Origin of the sequence: Moorena sp. SIO4E2 (genome assembly GCF_010671945.1) — a bacterium.
In the GTDB taxonomy this organism is placed as follows: Bacteria; Cyanobacteriota; Cyanobacteriia; order Cyanobacteriales; family Coleofasciculaceae; genus Moorena; species Moorena producens.
The window spans coordinates 1-18,615 of record NZ_JAAHIE010000100.1; the positions used below are offsets into that span (position 1 = coordinate 1).

At 44.5% G+C, this 18,615-nt stretch carries 20 protein-coding genes; 7 read left to right on the forward strand and 13 right to left on the reverse strand.

Features of this window, described 5'->3' with window-relative positions; translation table 11 throughout:
• The first annotated feature begins 111 nt into the window (after positions 1 to 111).
• Positions 112 to 381: an AAA-like domain-containing protein gene (locus F6K37_RS13405; protein WP_008185202.1), complete on the forward strand. Its 270-nt coding sequence runs from the start codon at positions 112 to 114 to the stop codon at positions 379 to 381.
• Between the two features lie 123 nt (positions 382 to 504).
• On the opposite strand, the gene F6K37_RS13410 is transcribed toward F6K37_RS13405, so the two are convergent.
• From F6K37_RS13410 to F6K37_RS13430, 5 genes are all read right to left on the reverse strand, one after another.
• Positions 505 to 1,395 (reverse strand): ABC transporter permease, encoded by an 891-nt coding sequence (locus tag F6K37_RS13410; RefSeq protein WP_008185203.1) that lies wholly within the window; start codon positions 1,393 to 1,395, stop codon positions 505 to 507.
• 355 nt (positions 1,396 to 1,750) lie between these two features.
• Complete coding sequence (locus F6K37_RS13415; RefSeq protein WP_008185204.1) at positions 1,751 to 2,710, reverse strand: ABC transporter permease; 960 nt, start codon at positions 2,708 to 2,710, stop codon at positions 1,751 to 1,753.
• A 107-nt stretch (positions 2,711 to 2,817) separates the two neighbouring features.
• Positions 2,818 to 2,988, reverse strand: a complete 171-nt coding sequence (locus tag F6K37_RS13420) for a hypothetical protein (protein ID WP_008185205.1) — start codon at positions 2,986 to 2,988, stop codon at positions 2,818 to 2,820.
• The gene (locus F6K37_RS13425) at positions 2,973 to 4,679 is read right to left on the reverse strand and encodes a peptide ABC transporter substrate-binding protein (RefSeq protein WP_287295456.1); all 1,707 of its coding nucleotides are present in this window, start codon (positions 4,677 to 4,679) and stop codon (positions 2,973 to 2,975) included. The genes F6K37_RS13420 and F6K37_RS13425 overlap by 16 nt, the downstream gene beginning before the upstream one ends.
• Positions 4,676 to 5,158 carry a hypothetical protein gene (locus F6K37_RS13430; RefSeq protein ID WP_008185207.1) on the reverse strand — a complete coding sequence of 161 codons (483 nt, stop codon included), beginning with the start codon at positions 5,156 to 5,158 and terminating at the stop codon, positions 4,676 to 4,678. Before F6K37_RS13430 ends, F6K37_RS13425 begins: the two co-directional genes overlap by 4 nt.
• A gap of 139 nt (positions 5,159 to 5,297) precedes the next feature.
• Between F6K37_RS13430 and F6K37_RS13435 the strand changes: the two genes are divergently transcribed.
• Positions 5,298 to 5,510 carry a helix-turn-helix domain-containing protein gene (locus tag F6K37_RS13435; protein ID WP_008185208.1) on the forward strand — a complete coding sequence of 71 codons (213 nt, stop codon included), beginning with the start codon at positions 5,298 to 5,300 and terminating at the stop codon, positions 5,508 to 5,510.
• Here F6K37_RS13435 and F6K37_RS13440 read toward each other — a convergent pair.
• From F6K37_RS13440 to tyrS, 4 genes are all read right to left on the reverse strand, one after another.
• Positions 5,443 to 5,691 carry a hypothetical protein gene (locus F6K37_RS13440; protein WP_287250717.1) on the reverse strand — a complete coding sequence of 83 codons (249 nt, stop codon included), beginning with the start codon at positions 5,689 to 5,691 and terminating at the stop codon, positions 5,443 to 5,445. The genes F6K37_RS13435 and F6K37_RS13440 overlap by 68 nt on opposite strands.
• The gene (locus F6K37_RS13445) at positions 5,688 to 6,719 is read right to left on the reverse strand and encodes a pentapeptide repeat-containing protein (RefSeq protein WP_287250711.1); all 1,032 of its coding nucleotides are present in this window, start codon (positions 6,717 to 6,719) and stop codon (positions 5,688 to 5,690) included. Before F6K37_RS13445 ends, F6K37_RS13440 begins: the two co-directional genes overlap by 4 nt.
• Positions 6,712 to 7,434, reverse strand: a complete 723-nt coding sequence (pyrF, locus tag F6K37_RS13450) for an orotidine-5'-phosphate decarboxylase (RefSeq protein WP_008185210.1) — start codon at positions 7,432 to 7,434, stop codon at positions 6,712 to 6,714. The genes F6K37_RS13445 and pyrF overlap by 8 nt, the downstream gene beginning before the upstream one ends.
• A gap of 144 nt (positions 7,435 to 7,578) precedes the next feature.
• Positions 7,579 to 8,811 carry a tyrosine--tRNA ligase gene (gene tyrS / locus F6K37_RS13455; protein ID WP_287250712.1) on the reverse strand — a complete coding sequence of 411 codons (1,233 nt, stop codon included), beginning with the start codon at positions 8,809 to 8,811 and terminating at the stop codon, positions 7,579 to 7,581.
• 719 nt (positions 8,812 to 9,530) lie between these two features.
• Here tyrS and iscB point away from each other — a divergent pair.
• Together iscB and F6K37_RS13465 are read left to right on the forward strand one after the other, a co-directional pair.
• The gene (gene iscB / locus F6K37_RS13460; protein WP_008185212.1) at positions 9,531 to 10,790 is read left to right on the forward strand and encodes an RNA-guided endonuclease IscB; all 1,260 of its coding nucleotides are present in this window, start codon (positions 9,531 to 9,533) and stop codon (positions 10,788 to 10,790) included.
• 160 nt (positions 10,791 to 10,950) lie between these two features.
• Positions 10,951 to 12,885 (forward strand): transglycosylase domain-containing protein, encoded by a 1,935-nt coding sequence (locus F6K37_RS13465; RefSeq protein WP_287250713.1) that lies wholly within the window; start codon positions 10,951 to 10,953, stop codon positions 12,883 to 12,885.
• 142 nt (positions 12,886 to 13,027) lie between these two features.
• Here the strand turns inward: F6K37_RS13465 and F6K37_RS13470 are convergent, their stop codons facing one another.
• Entirely contained in the window at positions 13,028 to 13,351 is a 324-nt protein-coding gene (locus F6K37_RS13470; RefSeq protein ID WP_008185214.1) for a DUF1825 family protein, read from the reverse strand.
• A gap of 111 nt (positions 13,352 to 13,462) precedes the next feature.
• The gene (locus tag F6K37_RS13475; RefSeq protein ID WP_081431903.1) at positions 13,463 to 13,630 is read right to left on the reverse strand and encodes a pentapeptide repeat-containing protein; all 168 of its coding nucleotides are present in this window, start codon (positions 13,628 to 13,630) and stop codon (positions 13,463 to 13,465) included.
• Positions 13,631 to 13,764: 134 nt separating this feature from the next.
• Here F6K37_RS13475 and F6K37_RS13480 point away from each other — a divergent pair, with 134 nt between their 5' ends.
• Both F6K37_RS13480 and F6K37_RS13485 read left to right on the forward strand, forming a co-directional pair.
• On the forward strand, positions 13,765 to 14,160 hold the full coding sequence (locus F6K37_RS13480; RefSeq protein WP_008185215.1) for an NINE protein: 396 nt from the start codon (positions 13,765 to 13,767) through the stop codon (positions 14,158 to 14,160).
• Positions 14,161 to 14,165: 5 nt separating this feature from the next.
• Entirely contained in the window at positions 14,166 to 14,714 is a 549-nt protein-coding gene (locus F6K37_RS13485; protein ID WP_008185217.1) for a ComEA family DNA-binding protein, read from the forward strand.
• Positions 14,715 to 15,000: 286 nt separating this feature from the next.
• Here the strand turns inward: F6K37_RS13485 and F6K37_RS13490 are convergent, their stop codons facing one another.
• Positions 15,001 to 15,735: an SP85-like N-terminal domain-containing protein gene (locus F6K37_RS13490; RefSeq protein ID WP_287250715.1), complete on the reverse strand. Its 735-nt coding sequence runs from the start codon at positions 15,733 to 15,735 to the stop codon at positions 15,001 to 15,003.
• A gap of 776 nt (positions 15,736 to 16,511) precedes the next feature.
• Between F6K37_RS13490 and F6K37_RS13495 the strand changes: the two genes are divergently transcribed.
• Positions 16,512 to 16,823: a hypothetical protein gene (locus tag F6K37_RS13495; protein WP_008185223.1), complete on the forward strand. Its 312-nt coding sequence runs from the start codon at positions 16,512 to 16,514 to the stop codon at positions 16,821 to 16,823.
• A gap of 120 nt (positions 16,824 to 16,943) precedes the next feature.
• Here F6K37_RS13495 and F6K37_RS13500 read toward each other — a convergent pair whose 3' ends face one another.
• The gene (locus tag F6K37_RS13500) at positions 16,944 to 18,338 is read right to left on the reverse strand and encodes an IS200/IS605 family accessory protein TnpB-related protein (RefSeq protein WP_008185225.1); all 1,395 of its coding nucleotides are present in this window, start codon (positions 18,336 to 18,338) and stop codon (positions 16,944 to 16,946) included.
• Positions 18,339 to 18,615: the final 277 nt, after the last annotated feature.

Here is an 18,615-nt window from a genome sequence, read left to right on the forward strand (position 1 = left end):
TCAATTGAAGAATTATAATGTTTGTTAAATCATCTTTTAAATGAAGGAGGGTTAATTATAAAATGGGTACGAAAAATAAAAAACAAAGGCAATGCTGTTATCACAGTTTAAATGCGCAACAGCTTAGAGGAGTTGTTACAAGCAGCAGCCACAGAAGCAGGTATTTACAGCAACCATTTACGACGACATTTGCAAGCACTACGACAAGCACCAGAATTAGCTAAAGCATTGCAGCAAGTTGTCACTTCATGGGAGCCAGTAGAATTAGATTCACTCCAGATTTACAAGCTACATAGTATGGGATTAGTAGAGCAGCAGGGTAATCGAGTCGTACCTCGATGCCATTTGTATCGTGAGTATTTTAGTCGAGTTTTGGTTTGAAACCATCAACCTAGATATTATCGAGTATCCTAGTTTTTAACATAGGCAAGTGGCTGTAGAGTGATTAGTCCAACATTTTCCCTCTTGCCTATTGCCTATTGCCTATTGCCTCTTGCCTATTCCCTACTTCCTCCTTGTTTGCGGATCCAAAGCATCCCTCAATCCATCCCCAATATAATTAATACTAAGCACTGTTAAAAAAATCGCTAATCCCGGAAAAATTGCCATATGAGGGGCTATTTCAATATAATTTTGGGCATCAAATAGCATTCTTCCCCACGTCGGAACATCAGGGGGAAACCCTAATCCTAAAAAACTCAAGGTAGACTCAGTAATAATCGCATTTCCCACCGCCAAGGTAGCTGCAACAATTACCGGACTAAGCACATTAGGAAGAATATGAGCCCAAATCAATCGACGAGGTTTAGCACCAATCGAGCGAGCTGCTGTTACAAAATCCATCTCTCGCACTGTCAAGAAACTAGCTCGTACTAATCGCGCCACCGACATCCAATTCAAGCAACCAATTACTAGCACTATCAATATAAAAATACCCAACTCTGGCCCAGCCAGCTGCCGCATGACATCTCGGAATAAATAAATCACTAACAGTAACAACGGTAGCTGAGGTAATGCTAAAAATAAATCCGTCAGACGCATTAGGAAGGTATCAATTACTCCTCCATAGAAACCCGATAACGCTCCAATTAAAGTTCCCAAGGAAATCGCCACTACCATAGCCGCAATCCCCACCGTTAAAGAGATGCGTCCCCCCCACAATACCCGAGCCAGTTGATCCTGCCCTAAATCATTAGTACCAAAAGGATGTTCCCAACTTGGTGGCGCACTGGATAGACTAAAGTCAATTTTGTCAATAGGTGTTTTATCAATGAATGGCCCTAAAACAATGGTAAGCACCATAATTATAAGTACAATAGACCCGATTACAGCCATTCGGTCTTGGCGAAACCGACGCCATCCATCTCCACCAAAAAACTTCCACAGAAAATTCATTTTTTGTATAGTGTATAGGCTTTTAATTAGGTGAGGTAAATTTTAGGGAGCAGGGAGCAGGGAGCAGGGAGCAGTTAAGTTCTAATAAGTAATAGTTTAAAAATTCTGTGTACCTCATTATATAGCAATTCTATATCCCATAAGGTACAAAATGACCCCCCTAAATCCCCCTTAATAAGGGGGACTTTGAGGTTGATAAGCGTACCTCATAACTGCGATAAACGCTATAATATAGACTGCTGTAGACCTCAGTTAGCTATAGCATTTATATCATGAATTGTGATAGTTTTTATTCCCTAATCCCTAATCCCTACTCCCTAATCCCTGTTCCCTGTTCCCTGTTCCCTGTTCCCTACTATATTATCTGAACTCTCGGATCTAGAATGCCATAAAGGATATCAGCGACTAGATTAAAGACTACAATTAAAATAGCGTAGATAAAGGTAATCGCCATCACTACTGGTGTATCGTTTCGATAGATAGAATCAATCAGCAAAGCACCAATTCCAGGTACTCGGAATACTTGTTCAGTGATTAAAGCACCAGTGAATACAGTAGGAATATCTAGGGCGACTAAGGTAACAACCGGAATCAGAGCATTCCGTAAGATATGGCGATTGACCACTACAAATTGATGTAATCCCTTAGCATAAGCAGTACGCACGTAGTCTTGATTTAGCTGTTCGAGTATGGATGAACGAATAAAACGCATCAATACTGCTGCTTGAAATAAGCCTAATACTACGATGGGCATGATAGACTGCTTGACTTGGATAACAAAACTATTCCAATCTGTTACCTTCAGGGTGCTGTCGTAGATAAACGGTAACCAATTTAGCTGGACACTAAACAGAATAATGAACAGCAAACCAGTGAAAAAGGTTGGTAGAGAAAATCCTAGAAAAGCCAGGGTGGTGACAATGTTATCAAAGATAGAGTAACGTTTAAGTGCCGAAATTATTCCTAAGGGAAACGCCAGCAATACAGCAAAAATATAAGCGGAACCTACAACCCATAACGTAGTAGGTAAACGCTGGAGCATTAGGGCACTAACAGGACTACGGCTAGTGAAGGAGTATCCCATATCCCCTTGGATAAATGACCACGCCCATTTAATATACCGAATCGGGATGGGTTGGTCTAAACCAAGGGCTCGACGAATATTTTCCCGCACTTCTGGGGTAATCGAAGGATTAGTGGCAAATTCCCCCATCGGGTCTCCAGGTGCTAAGGCCAGGATACCGAATACTACGATACTGATAGCAATCAAGGTGGGAATAGAAACTAAAAGACGATTAATTAAGTATCGCGTCATTGAAATTGATTATTAGTTAATTTGTAAGCATTCAGCTATCAGCCGTTGGCCGTTGGCCACGCTACGCGAACAGCCGTCAGCTAATGAACAGGAGGTAGTAAACAAGCTTATGCTGGTACGGCTCGTTGAAAATCCCTGCTCATTTTACTCATTCGACCCCCTATAGTTAAAATCCCTCCTAGCTGATAGCTGATAGCTGATAGCTGATAGCTGATAGCTGACGTTAATTGAAACTTGAAACTTGAAAAATTAGGAATAACTATCACTTCCGCTTCCAATCCATAATATTCCAAGTATTGCGATCCCATGGTGTCAAGTCATAACCCTCCAGCTGATTGCTAAACCCAGCTGCGTCAGCCCGATGGACAATGGGCAAAACTACCACATCATCTTTAACCAGTAAGTCATTCATCTGGATAAAGATTTTCCGACGTTTTTCTGGGTCTAACTCCTTTGTAGACTGCTGCCAAAGCTGATCGTATTTCGGATTACAGTAGCGAGAGACATTTTTTCGAGACCATTGATTAGCTTTCTGGGAAATTTCATCACAGGTATAGGTTTTCAGATACGCACCAGGGTCGGGGCTATCATTCCCTGTGGTGAACATTTGTAGGTCAGCATAGAAGCGTTGGTTAGTATCGGTGTTGGCTGGATCACCAGAGAAATAAATACTAGCATCAATACTCTTGAGTTCTACCCCAACCCCAATCGAGGCTAGGGTCTGTTTGACAATTTCCTGAGTCTTCTGGCGCACGGGATTGACCGAAGTCTGAAACAACACGGTCATCTCCACCCCATCTTTATCCCGAATCCCGTTACCATTGGTATCTTTCCAGCCTGCTTCCTCCAACAAGGCTACCGCTTTTTTAGGGTTAAATTCATAGGTAGTATTGGGAGACTTATATTGCTCTGGTAACACTAAGAAATTCCCTGTGGCTTTGCCCGTTGGTCCATAAAGCTGTTGGGCAATGGTTTCCCGGTCTAGGGCTAGGTTAAAAGCCTGACGCACTCGCTTGTCTTTGAAGAACGGATGGGGAAATTTGACACTAGACCGTTCTCCAGAGGGGGCTTGTTGATTGGGGTCGGTTTGATTGATTAAAATCCGTTCTACCAACGCCCCAAAGATAGCCACCACTTTACCTTTACCCCCCGCTTCCAGTCGCTTCAACACCGGTGCTTCCACTTGCAGATTGTAGGCATAATCCCCATCGCCGGTTTGTAAGACTGCTCTAGCAGCAGAGGTAGCATCACCACCGCCTTTTAGTTCTACTCGCTCGAAATAGGGTTTATCGGCTTCTCGGAAGTTAGGGTTTGGCTGATAAACTACAGTATCCCCTGGCTTAAATTCTACGACCTGATAAGGACCGGTTCCTACAGGCATCAAGTTGGCTGGCGCTTGTCGTGCATTGGCACCATTGAAATCTTGATATAAATGCCGTGGCAAAATAATGCCATCACTACCGGAAAAGACTAAAAACCAAGCTGGATTAACATCCTTGAAGTTGACTTTGACTGTGTAGTCGTCGATTGCTTCAACGTTTTTGATAGTTTTATAGGTACTAGCAGTAGTCGAACCTACGGCTGGATTGGTGATGAACTCATAAGTGAACACCACATCAGCAGCGGTGAAAGGGGTGCCATCGGACCACTTTACATTGCGCTTTAGTTTCCAAGTCACCGACTTACCATCAGCAGCAATTCCACCATTCTCTACCGTAGGAACTTCTGCTGCCAAAAACAGAACCATCTCCCCATTTTTGTCATAACTAGTCAGAGGTTCAAGGGTAATCCGACTCGCTTCGGAATCCTTGTAACCATTAGAAAGATGGGGATTGAGGATAGTGGGTGCTTGCCAGTACAGTAGCTTCAAAGTACTGTCCTGGTTGGACTGTAAAACTGCACTATCAGGGGAATTACAGCCAGTTAAACACAGAAGACTCAATAGAATCAGGATATAGTATCTAGTCAAAAATCGTCCCACCAACTTTTCTCGTTCACATACATTTGCCGCAATTGTTGCAATTCTGCCTCAAAAAGTACACGTTTGACTAGACCAACCAATTTTCCCCACTGATAAAGATTAAGCTTTGAGGAAGCTTGCTTAAACTGCTGGGCGTAGAATCGGCTCCAAAAACCCAGGGATTGCTTGGATTTGTGCCTTTTGTCCCGCCGTTTAAGCCAGCGGTCGTAATCTCCAGTTTTTGGGGGGTCTACCCCTAAAATTGGCGGAAAATCGGCGTAGCTGACAAATTGACTGACACCTTTGGCGTGTACGTAAACAACGTGCTGCCAGCAATCGATGCGATAAATTTCCTCTGGTTGGATATTAAAAAACAAGGCTACCGTATTTTCAGTGACAAATCGTGCCAGTGGATGAACCACTCGCGATTTATGGTTGATTTTAGATACGGTGACTACGGGTAATTTATGGCTAGGTGTTGTTAACATAATTAGTATTACCTCCATGTTTCTTGACATGAGGTTTGCTATGTGCGATCGCCCTGGTGTTTAAATTTTTTGAGGGCGATCGCTTTTCATAGTTTGCTCGATTGAACTATTAAACTATAAACTTCATCAATTGTCAAGTATGGGTTTAGTCAGACTGAAAGTACGAGAACTAGCACAGGAGAAGGGCTGGACACTCAAGGAAGTTTCTGACCGTTCCGGAGTGATTTACAGCACTGTAAGACACTATGCCCGCTGTCCTGGTCTAAAAACAATTGACTATACTTCTATGGATAAATTAGCCAGGACGTTTGATGTAATGGTTCAGGACTTAGTAGAGATTTTAGAAGAGTGAAGGAAATCAGCGCTAAATTCTTAAATCTTTCTAAACGTAAGCTATCAGCGTGTCGCGTATCAGCTATCAGCTGATGCCCGTAGCGCAATCGGTGCTTTTGAATAAAATAAGCTGACGGCTGACCACTGACGGCTGACCACTGACGGCTAACCACTGACTGCTGAATGCTTAGCCATCTCAAGGACGGGAATTGACGGGATTCTGTTCAAAGCCTCGAATTGTCCCAGCACGACAATCCCGGAGCCAAGTCTTAACCGCTTGACCAATAACACCATTAGTACTTTCCCGTGGCGGTGTAGGAAGTTTGCCTTCTGAAACAGAACCAATACGGGAAAAAATCATCACTAAGCGCCAGCCATCAGAGCTTTTGGTCAAAAATAGCCAGTGATAATTCTGAAACTCTACAGCTTTATCCTTGAAATACTTGCGCTCTAGGGTAGTTAGAAAGATTTGTTGAAGTGCTTCGCTATCCGTTGGGTTAGGTACAGTCGTGGATTGAAAGGACTTAAGGGGCAGAGGTTCAAACTCTGGCTTTCCTGCCACGATTACATAACTGAAATTGTCCACAGTGGAGTCTGAGCGCCGCGCCCTCTGAATCACTCGATTGGCATAGCTAGGTAAATCCTTCAGCAATAGGGAGGTTAAGGTTTCCACCTCTACCGAACAGGTTGGACGGGGTGAAGGTTGAAGGTTGGCAGGTCGGAGGAACCTTGAAGGGTTAAGGTTGGTCGGTTGGAGGTTGGCAGATTGAAGGTTGGGAGGTTGAAGGTTAGTAGGTTGAAAGTTGGCAGGTTGAAGGTTGACAGGTTGAAGGTTGACAGGTTGAAGGTTGACAGGTTGAAGGTTGACAGGTTGAAGGTTGACAGGTTGAAGGTTGACAGGTTGAAGGTTGACAGGTTGAAGATTGACAGGTTGAAGGTTGACAGGTTGAAGGTTGGTCAGTTGAAAGTTGGTAGGTTGTTGGCCAAAGGCGTTCGAGAAGGGTAGGTTCAACAGTAGACCTCTTTCAAAAGTAGTTTTCTGATACTGTTTTCGTGAATTCTTGTCCACTGTTCCCTGTTCCCTGTTCCCTGTTCCCAACTTCTGAAAGAAGTGTAGTTGAAAGTTTTCTGGGAAACCTTCTAGGTTCAACTTGCTAAGGTTCAACCCATTAATCTGTAATCCCAAGTAAGCAATTAGAAGTAATCCCGTCAGCTGAAAGCTATACACCAGTACCAGCTAATTCCTCACAAATCCTATTCCAGGCAGCCACTGGGTCGTCAGCAGCGGTAATTGGTCGCCCTATAACTAGGTAATCTGCACCAGCTTGTAGAGCAGCTAGTGGGGTCATTGCCCGTCGTTGATCACCTTTTTCTGACCATTGGGGGCGTACTCCTGGACAAACCAGGAGAAAATCATCACCACACACTTGTCGTAGCTGTGATACTTCCATGGGGGAGCACACTGCCCCATTCAAACCTGACTCTTGAGCGAGTAGTGCCATTTGTAAGACAAATTCGGGCAACTCGATCGGAATTTTCAGGTCAAAGGCCAAATCCCGGGAATTGAGACTGGTGAGTAGAGTAATACCAATTAACTTTGGGGGGGGACATCCCGCTGTCAAAGCTCCCTCAACTGCCGCTTCAGCCGCTCGTTTGAGAGCATTGCGACCAGCAACAGCATGAATGGTGATTAAGTCCACACCATAGGCGGCTGCAACCCTTGTTGCTCCAGCGACCGTATTGGGGATATCGTGAAATTTAAGATCCAGAAATATCCGCTTTTGCCGATGTTTGAGAGTATGAATAATCTCAGAACCAGTGCTCACAAACAGTTCCAGCCCTACTTTCCAAAAGCTAACCTCAGGCAACTGCTCCACTAATGCGATCGCATCTTCTTTGCTCGGCACATCCAAAGGAACAATAATCCGATCTTCAACCTTCAACCTCCTAACCTCCTAACCTTCAACCTTCAACCTCCTAACCTTCAACCTTCAACCTCCTAACCTTCAACCTCCTAACCTTCAACCTTCAACCTTCTAACCTTCTAACCTTCTAACCTTCTAACCTTCTAACCTTCATTGATACCTTCAACTAACTAAACGGGCAAACTTCTTTTTCCCCACCTGCAAAACCTTTCCCACCAATTGATCAGGGGAATCAAAGGTCTGGTCAACCGCTGAAATGCGATCGCCATCCAACTTAACACCTCCCCCTTGAATCTGTCGCCTGCCTTCGCCACTACTTTGGCACAAACCGGATTCTTTAAGGATATAGAACAACTTAGCGGGAAAGTCCACAGAAGACAATGAAAATTCTGGCACAGAATCCCCCGTACCAGTAGTGCTACCCTTTACTAAGTTTAGTGCTGCCTGCTGAGCTTCTTTTGCCGCTGCTTCACCGTGATATTGGGTCACAATAGTCAGAGCCAATTGTTTTTGCTGCTCCCGTGGCTGTTCTGGAAGCTGATCCAATGGCACATCAGTCAACAGCTCAAAATATTGCGTCAATAGATGATCTGGTGTGCCCTCCAGCTTCGAGTACATGGTCAGGGGATCATCTGACAAGCCCACATAATTCCCCAAAGACTTAGACATTTTCTGTATCCCATCCGTCCCAATCAAAATTGGCAGCAGTAAGCCGAACTGGGGAGATTGCCCAAAATGCCGTTGTAAATCCCGTCCCAAGGCAATATTAAACTTTTGGTCAGTTCCCCCTAACTCCACATCAGCCTTGACTGCCACAGAATCATAGCCCTGCATCAATGGGTAGAGAAACTCATGGAGGAAAATAGGATTTTGTTGTTGATAGCGTTCAGCAAACCCTTCCTTCGCCAGCATTTGCCCTACGGTCATAGTGGCTAACAACTCAATAATCTCAGACAAATCCAACTGGTTAAGCCACTCAGAGTTATAGCGAATTTCTAGCCGTCCTGGGGTATCAAAATCTAGAATAGGGCGCACCTGTGACAGATAAGTTTCAGCATTTTCCTTGACCTGAGCTGGTGTCAACTGGCGACGTACCTCAGACTTCCCGGTAGGGTCACCGATTCTAGCGGTAAAGTCACCAATAATTAAGACAGCGGTATGACCAGCATCTTGGAATGCCCGTAGTTTTCTGACTGGGATACTATGACCTAAGTGGAGATCCGCACCGGTTGGGTCTATACCTAACTTGACCCGTAAGGGACGCTCAGCTTGCTTGAGCCGAATAGCTAGATTTTCACTCGGATCCTGAGAATCCGGTTGTAGGGGAAAAATTTCACTGGTACCTCTGTCTAGCCAAGCTAGCTGGTTAGAAAGGGGAATTTCAAAATTTGACATTGGTTGGGACTATGGTTGGCAATTAACTAGGTTAGTACAGATTGTTTAAATTTATCCTAAGGATCGTTTACAAATTCTAAGCAGCTAGACCGACACTTGCCAAAACCATGTCTAAATGCCGCTAACTATTATACAAAAAACCGTTGACAACTGTTACGAGATGCGGCTTTTGCCCACTCTTCTTGATGCAGTCGCTCATGGGGGGAACCCCCTTTGGCGGCGCTGCATCGCTTGTAAGATAGGGATTAAATCCCCCATGCTTTAGGCTCTCAAGGGTTCAATCGGTGGATGCATCTGCCACAGGGACTGCATCAAGACGGGAAATGACCGTCGTAGAATACAAAATGGTATGAATTGGCTAGAATTAGCTTTAATTCAAAAATTATTTATCGCTACAGTAGTTGAAGCTTAAGTAGAAGCTTACCTGTAGGGCTTGACACTTATCCATAACGTCCTGGCATTATTAAGAAATTCGATGCTCAAGACTTGTAAGTAATCCTCCTAGCCAAAGCCTAGGGAATTCCCGGTAATCTCCGGGATTGCCAACTAGGATGCAGACTCAGGTGCGATTCCTAGGTTGGTTTGGTTATGACACCCAGAGGTGAACTCCAGCTTCTGGCTCTGTCGCTAATCATTAAGACAAAGGCAAATGTGTGGTTAGCCCAACAAGCCATCCCAACATTGTCAAGGAACACATTACCAAATTGAGAGCACTAAAAATGCCAAAGTATGTATTTGTTATTGACACAAACAAGCAGCCATTAAACCCTATTCCACCAAAGAAAGCTCGTCGGTTGTTAGACAAAGGTAAAGCTGCTGTTTTTCGGATGTACCCGTTCACGATCATCTTAAAAACAGCGATTGATAATCCAATTGTATCACCTTGTAAAATTAAGATTGATCCTGGTAGCCAAACAACTGGATTTGCTCTAGTCCAAAACAACCAAATCATTTGGGGAATGGAGTTAGAACACAGAGGAGGGTTGATCAATAAAAAATTAGAGTCTAGAAAAGCTGTAAGGCACCGAAGACGTAATCGTCACACCCGTTACAGAAAGCCACGGTTTTTTAATCGCAAACGTTCAGAGGCTTGGCTCCCACCCAGCCTAGAACACAGGGTTTCGACTATTGAAACGTGGGTAAAGCGATTAACCAAGTTTTGCCCGGTCAATGAAATTTGGGTCGAAAGAGTTAAGTTTGATACCCAGAAAATGCCGAATCCCGAAATCAATGGTATTCAGTACCAACAAGGTGAACTAGCTGGCTACGAAGTTAGGGAGTACTTACTTGATAAATGGGGAAGAGAATGTACCTATTGCGGTAAACAGTCTGTTCCCTTGCAGATCGAGCACATTCACCCAAAGTCATTTGGTGGAAGTAATCGAGTCAGTAATCTCTGCTTAGCCTGCGAAAAATGTAATAAACGAAAAGGAAACAAACCTATAGAGGAATTCCTAAAAAAGAAGCCAAGTTTACTCCAAAAAATCAAAACTAAAGCCAAACAACCATTATTGGATGCGGCAGCGGTAAATGCAACTCGTAACAAGTTAGTGAAAGTACTCCAAAATATCAAGTTTGTAGTTACTGGAACCGGAGCGCAGACCAAGTACAACCGGACTAGACTGGGTCTTCCTAAGGAGCACTGGATTGATGCTGCTTGCGTTGGGGATATTGAGACCTTAGTCTTGAAAACGTCTCAGCCACTGTTAGTTACTTGCAAAGGGCAGGGAGGCAGACAAAAAGCAGCACTCAACAAGTACGGTTACCCCGTCAGGCACAATCCATTAAAACCAATTAAGGGCTGGGTCACTGGAGACATAGCCAAACATCAAAGACTAGGTATAGGCAAGGTAACTCCTAGAAGTAAAGGAAGCTTTGGATTTACCCCGTTAGGAATGAAGGGCTATAAAAGCTGCAACCCTCAAGATATATCAGCAATACACCGAAAAGATGGATACACTTACAGTTTTTGCAAGTAACTGCCGGAATTTACCGAGAAATAATTGTCCTAGACATTCCTGCTCTGCCCACCTATCCTTGGAATTGTCTTATAGAAAGTACTTATAGGAAGTAAAAAAAACACCCCAAGCACAGCCCCTAGCTTACATGTCTGTTCTTTAGTAAGGAAATGAAATCACCGTGCCATATAGCACTATTCGACAACCACAAGATCGGAAAAATCGGAAAAGAAAGCCTTCACAAGTATTGCAGTTTGTGCAAGGGGTGGCTCAGGTAACTGGAGGGACTATCCTCGGGGTTACCATGTTAGCTAGCTCGATTGTAGCTGGTGGACTTGTGGGCTTAGCGACTAGCTTCCGTAACCTGCCAGATGTGCGCATGCTCCGGAACTACACACCGACAGAAACAACTTACATTTACGATGTCAAGGGTAGACCTCTAGTGAGCCTTCATGGGGAAGCGAATCGGGAAGTGCTCGAATTCGGCCAAATCAACCCTCAACTCAAGCGGGCTGTACTAGCTATAGAAGACAGTCGCTTCTATATGCACTATGGGGTTAACCCCAATAGCGTCGGTCGTGCTTTTTTAGTCAACTGGAGACAAGGGACAGTAGTAGAGGGGGGTTCTACAATCACCATGCAGTTGGTGAAAAACCTGTTTCTGACTCGGCAACGCACCTTTAGCCGCAAAATCACTGAAGCTGTACTCGCTATCCGAGTTGAGCAAATCTTCTCTAAAGACGAGATTTTGGAATTGTACCTCAATCAAATCTATTGGGGTCACAATAACTATGGCATTGAAACAGCTGCCCGCAGCTACTTTGTTAAGCCAGCATCTGAGCTATCCTTAGGGGAGTCAGCCATGTTGGCAGGGCTAATCCAGTCCCCAGAAGAATACAGTCCCTTCAGCAACTACTCTAAAGCTAAAGAGCGACAAGCCGTTGTCTTAAGGCGGATGCGGGATTTGGGATGGATTACAGCAGCCCAAGAAAAACAAGCTAAGGAACAGCCCCTGTTAATTGGGAAAAGTACTTCCTGGAGCACCAGTAAATTGCCTTTCGTCACAGAAGCTGCTGTGGTGGAGTTAAAAGAGCGATTTGGTCAGGAAGCGGTCACCAAGGGCGGAATGCGAGTTCAGACCACGGTTGACTACTACTTCCAAAAGCAGGCAGAAAAGATCATTAATCGTGCTCATTACACCCTGCGTCGCCGTGGACTTTACGATAATCAAGTGGCATTAGCCGCCGTTGACCCCCGTACCCATTTTGTGAAAGCGATAGTCGGGGGATACAGCTATGAAAAGAGCAAATTCAACCGTGCTACTCAAGCTCGACGTCAGCCTGGGTCATCCTTTAAGCCATTTGTTTACTATACTGCCTTTGCCACAGGTAAATATTCCCCCCGTTCCACTGTTTACGATACCCCCGTTCGTTATCGAGATGGTAGAGGCTATTACAGACCCAAAAACTATGGTGGTGGCTACTCTGGTGCCATGAGCATTCGCACCGCAATTGTTCAATCGAGCAATGTGCCAGCGGTGAAGATTGGCAGGAGAGTGGGACTTGATAAAGTCGTTGATGTGGTTAAGACCCTTGGGATTAAGAGTCCGATGCAACCGGTGCTATCCTTACCCCTAGGGTCAGTTGGGGTAACACCATTGGAAATGGCAGGAGCCTATGCTACTTTTGCCAATAATGGCTGGCACTCTGACACTACCTTAATTGTCCGAGTGACCGATAGTAAAGGCAATGTGCTGCTAGATAATACCCCTAAGCCTAAGCTGGTGCTAGATCAATGGGCGGTTGCTTCCCTTAACCATACCCTAACCGGTGTAATTAACGGAGGTACCGGAAAATCTGCCTACATAGGGCGTCAGGCGGCGGGTAAGACAGGAACAACCTCTTCAGAGCGAGATGTATGGTTTGTGGGATATGTACCCCAGATGGCTACCGCAGTTTGGATTGGTCGAGACAACAACCGACCCCTTGGGCGAGGGGTAACAGGTGGTGGCTATGCCGCACCGATCTGGCGGAGGTTTATGGCTTACGCTTTGCGGAACGAGCCAGTGAGATACTTCCCTCGACCCTCAAAATTTAAGCGTCCTCGATCTAGATAAATTCTAGATAAATTAGGGATATCAGCCGTCATTATTGGCGGCTCCTTACTAAGGCACTCTCAATCCTGAGCCTAAGACCCTAAGCTCTCAGCTGTCTTGGCAGATGTCCATGTATACCCACCCCCACCAAGGGCGTTCCTGACTACAATTGCTTCTCTAGGTCTGACTTCATCCGCTCCAATGTCATGTTCATCTGGTCAAACATCTGCTGAGGGGTGATCCCAAATTGACCTAACTGAGTATTGAGCTGCTCTATGGTCATCTGAGCCATGAAGTCATCGGATAACTCGAAGCGCTTCATAAAAATACGATAGCGCTCCATCATCTGTTCCATCTGATCGATGAAAATCTTTTTGCCTTCACGGTCAAACTTGCCATAGTCGTTGCCCAATTTAATCAGCTCTTGGTAATCTTCAAACAGCTGTTTTGCCTCTTTTTGGACAATTTCCGAATCAAAAAAACCCATTGCTCTTACCTGTCAACCGGTTTGGTTGTACTCAATCGCCGCTTCTAATCACATTTTAATGTAGCGTCAAACCTGGACAAAATTCGGTTTTCCGTATTAGTCCGTTGAAGATTAGTCAGTTGTTCGCCCAAGGCGTTCGTTGTAGGGTAGGTTGGAGCGTTGAAGGTTAGACCGTTGAAGGTTAGACCGTTGAAGGTTAGACCGTTGAAGGTTAGACCGTTGAAGGTTAGACCGTTGAACCTTCAACCTATTAACCTGTAACCTGTTAACCTTGGCCAAAAGGCCACGCTACGGGAACAACCTATAACCTGTAACCTCTAAGTTTCGACTCTGAGATAAGTAATTATTATAGGAACATAGGATTGAAAGTTTTTGGATCTCCACCAAGCTATTCAACGCGGGTCAAAGCAAGTATGTTGAGCAAGCCAAAAAGCCGTAAAGTCGCTTCCCTACTGGCATTGAGTGGGGTAGTGCTCCCCGTTTGTGGATTACACAAATTTTATCTCGGACAACCCTTCTGGGGAGTAATGTACTTACTCCTGTGTTGGACACCCATTCCTCGCATTGCTAGTGCTATAGAGGGGGTGTGGTATTTACTACAAAGTCAAGATCAGTTTGACCTCAATTTTAACCTCGGTATTGAGTCTACAGTATCTTCCTCAGAGAATCCATCGGCTGGGATTGACCCAGCCAAGGTAGGGGAAATTGCCGATGCCCTAAGACAGCTAGACAGCCTGCGTCAGGAGGGACTAGTGTCTGAGTATGAATTTGAACAAAAACGTCGTCAATTACTTGACCTAATTGCTTGAGTTTCATGGCAATTTTTGATTGGCTATCACCCAAGACTCGACAAAACCCAAATCAGCAATCAATTCAGCATAGGCTGAAGCGTGACCCCTACTATCGGCTACAATCCACAGAAGAAATTGCTGTAGCTGCCAAATTGGGGCTCACCATTGATGTGAATCAAGCTGGTGTGGATGATTGGCTGAGATTGCCAGGGATATCTATCCATCAGGCGCGGACGCTTTTTGAACTCACCAGCAGCGGTGTGCAATTTTGCTGCTTAGAAGATTTGGCCGCTGCCCTAGGTTGGTCAGTACAACGTCTGACACCCTTGCAACCAATTTTGAGGTTTTGTTACTACGATGCTGAGAGTTTAGTAACGCCTGGGCTAGTCAACCCTAACACCGCATCTCTAGAACAGTTGACGAAAATTCCAGCAGTGGACTTGTTTTTAGCTAGAGCGATCATGCAAAATCGCTTTGATGGTGGCCCATACCGTAATCTGGCTGACCTTCAACGACGCCTTGAGCTTAATCCTCAGCTGACATCTGAGTTAATGTACTATTTAATCTTTTGAGATTAATAGTTTGAGCTTACTAGTTTTATAACCTATCCAGTTTACTACTTATCCTTCTTGGTTGATAGTCACTTAAAACTAGAAACTAGAAACTAGAAACTTGTCAGTGGCCAAGTCACAACTGAGAACTGAGAACTGAGAACTGACAGCTGATAGCTGATAGCTGAATGCTTACCACAAAACCTAAAAAAGGAACAGACTACGAGAAAGTGGTCTAGTTCCTACAGAGAACTGGTTGAATCAGCTATGCCGACGAAAAAATCCGGGAATCTTTAAAATTCCTAGGTCAGACCAATTCCTTAGACTTGCGCTTTAATGACGTCACACTTAATCCCAGCAAGCTTAGGCTGAACAAGCCCATTGTCATGGGTTCAGGAACAGGTTGAGAATTGGAAGGATGGTTAGGATCCAGAGTTAGATCAACATTAATATCAGCATTGCTAAGAGTAAAAGAACCCGTAGCACCTAGCCAGCCAGACATACCAAAGTTAGTGTTTTTGCCATTAGCTCCAACCCCAACCTGGAAGGCGTATTTACCATTTTCAGGTCTTTGGTAAAGATTCAGTTCCTTGCCATCGTAGAAACCTAGGCCACTTAAGGTCGCCCGAGTTTCATCCATGTTATAGTAGCGCCAATTACTAGTATCGACGGGGCCACCTTTTTCTACGTATTCAGACTTCGGTAGTTCCTTTTTAGGTCCTCCCCAAGGTTCTGGTGTGCTCTCGAACCAAATATCAACCTCCCATTGTTTAGTATCATCTTTTTCGGAAACGATGGTACCCAACAAATTAGCACTCCCATCATCGTATTCATTAAAGATACCTGAAGTGTCAAATACAAATCTCCCTGAGTCCAACTCAGGTAACCAGAAAGCATGTCCTGACCAATATGTGTCTGGGTTGCTATGAGCTTCATCGGCTAACCAGGACTTGACGATATCAGCTGCCTGGGCTTGTCCTACTGCTCCCAAAACTATAGACCCTAAAACTAATCCACTGCTTAAAAATTTAGTTATGTTCATGTTATAGACGCCCTAGTTATTTGAATTAATTAATTGACTGTAGTCTGTAACTAATTGGTTTACTAATTGTGTGACTAACTCGATCATAGCCTGAGCTGTCAGTAAAATCACGTTAAGTAAATTAACTGATATTTATAGTTTGCAAATCTGATGATTGCGATCGCGTTAGCGCTAACGTATAAAACGTATAACTTTTGTATTTTTTGTGTATAAATTAATACCAATAAAAAAATCCCCTCACTTTTGAACTGGCACCAAACTTGATTCCATGACCTGGAGCTAATCTACAGAAAAGAGCTGGTGAATTTTTTCGGTCCTATTCAGGACTATCAAAACAGCGCTGTTTCATTGTCCGACTAAAATGTGATTGGTAGGGATGTAGGGAGATAGGGAGATAGGGAGATAGGGATTTTTAACCTCAAAAAAAACCTCTCCCCAGCACCCCACCTTCCTTTCAATCCCATTGATCTGACAATTTATGCCAAAGAATTAAACAGCCCTGCCTCTCCCCACGCGCACCCGCCCCTCTAACCACACTCTTCCCCCGCCCGATTCCGGAATCCGGATTCCAGAATCCGGATTCCAGCGGGGGTAGCGCTATAGCTTGACAAGTTACCCTTAATTGAGGGAAACTCTAGGTTAGCCTATGGGAGGGCGAAGCAAAAGCACATAAAACCTAGGGTTTGAGCCATTAATTACTTGCCCGAATTACTGGCTCGAATGGGTCGCCCCTACCCAAAAATCAACGACGCCAGACTTTCCATCGGAGGGGTTCTATGCCGGAAAACACGATTTCAGCAGAAATTCAGTCATCCCCCAACCACTCTAGACAAGCTGCTTTAGCTCTACAACAACTTGGCTTCCGGATCCTGCACATTGGACCGACTATCAGTGTACAAGCCCCGCAATCCCTGTGGGAATCAACTTTCAATGTTTCCTTCCAACCACAGCAGAAAACCCTGATCCAGGAGATAGATGGCAGTGACGTTACCTATCCCAAAGCTGCGGTTGACAATCTACAAATTCCTGAGCAACTACAAACCTTGGTAACTGGGGTGATGTTTGTAGAACCCCCAGAATTTTTCTGATCCAGTTAACGATAATCCGAACATTGTCCAGGCTAGAGGCACAATCGGGTCGTGCCTGTAGTTTTCTATAGTCAAATCATGAAGCTTCCCCCACCTGGCTATCGCCGAGGTGGAGGTGTCCTATGCTAATCTTTGGTTATCCCTAACCCAGAGATCACACAGGCAAGCCCAGCTTCTAGGCGATCGTCCAGGGCTTTTGCTGGAACGACCCCCACTACCATTTCTGTTAGTGAGTTTAAACACACCTCTAGCACCAATGTTGTAAGCGCCGTTTAGATTGGCCGTAGGCCACGCTACGCGAACGGCATTAAACCGCTTACCTGAGGAGAAGGTTGCTAGGGCATAATTTTTTGAATCACGTTTGACCTTGCCGGAACCATCGTAGGCGAGTTTGGAGGTATAAGCTGCCACAACCTCTATTACTTTGCCGCCTAACTCAACCCATTTCATCTCAGTAAAATCGCGAATTTTTGCTTTGAGCCATCCATGAAACCTTTGCCGGAGGTTAGAGCGTTTCCGTCCCCCTTTGGGCTTCCATCCCTTAAGACTCTCAAACACAATTGCTTCGGAGTTAAACTCTTCAGCAATCTGAACAATTCGCTTAGAAACAATGTGCCCGATTTGGTGATTGATTCTCCGGCATTTTTGATAGGTCTTGGAGCAAAAACCTTTATGAAGTTTTCCTCCTTTGCCCATAGTCTTAGATGCCCGCATAGATACGGACTTTAGTCGCTTATCCCGACGGTCTATGTCTCTTCCTGGGTGTATAAATTTCCTGTGGATTACAGTGCCGCTGTGGGTTACAACTGAGATTGTCGCAGTAGTATTAATTCCTAGATCTACTGCTGTTACATTAGCCTCTGGTTTTCGTTTTTCTGGCTTACAACTGAACGGAACGGATAAATGACAGACCCTTTCATTGAATATCAATGAAGGCGATAGTATTTTGTTACTAGCTATTTGGTGTCTTTCTCTTAGGCCGGTAATTTGAACTGTAGTCCAAACCCAATCTAAGCCATTAAATACCTTGATATCGACTTGGTTAAAGCCATGTAATTTATAGCATTGACCCTTGTATAAAGCTGGGTAGCAACCAGTATCAGCATTCAGTCTCGGAGGACTATCGCTGCGTCTTTTTCTAGTGCCCGCTTGCCATTCTCGGTAACGGGTCACAAAACTACTAACCTGACCCGCAGCAAAAGCGTTCGCGAAGCGTCGGCTTTGCCGAATCGCAGCACGACGGTAATAACTGGGAAATTTGTAGAATGCTTGATTAAACTGAGGATACTTTATATTAGGACGCTTGGCAGTCTCATGCATTAGACGTTCAACAGCAGGAGTTAGTTGATCAGCTGTCAAGCAACCTAATTCAGACCAGTGAGTATAAATGATTCCAACCAAATATCGACAAGCACGGCGGTACACCTTAACCGTCTCCCCAAATAGCAATTTTTGATCGGGGGTTGGATTTAGTTTCCACTTATCGGTTCTAATTACTTTGGTTGCCGCTTTCACTGGTCTAAATAAAATAAATTATATTTATTATTTTAACCTATCAAATATAAGGCGGCAATTATTTAATTTTTGCTTCATGTTTTTAGCGATTGGTTTTGGCATGGACTAACCCCCACCTGAACGAGGTGGGGGAATGCGTCACACGGTTTGTTCAATAGTCAAAAACACCCTGGGGAATTTTAAACAAAAACCGAACAAAACACAAGTACCCACGAGGGTGACGTCAATATGTGATCACATATACCACACTAAAGAAGTAAACCAAAGAAGTAAACCA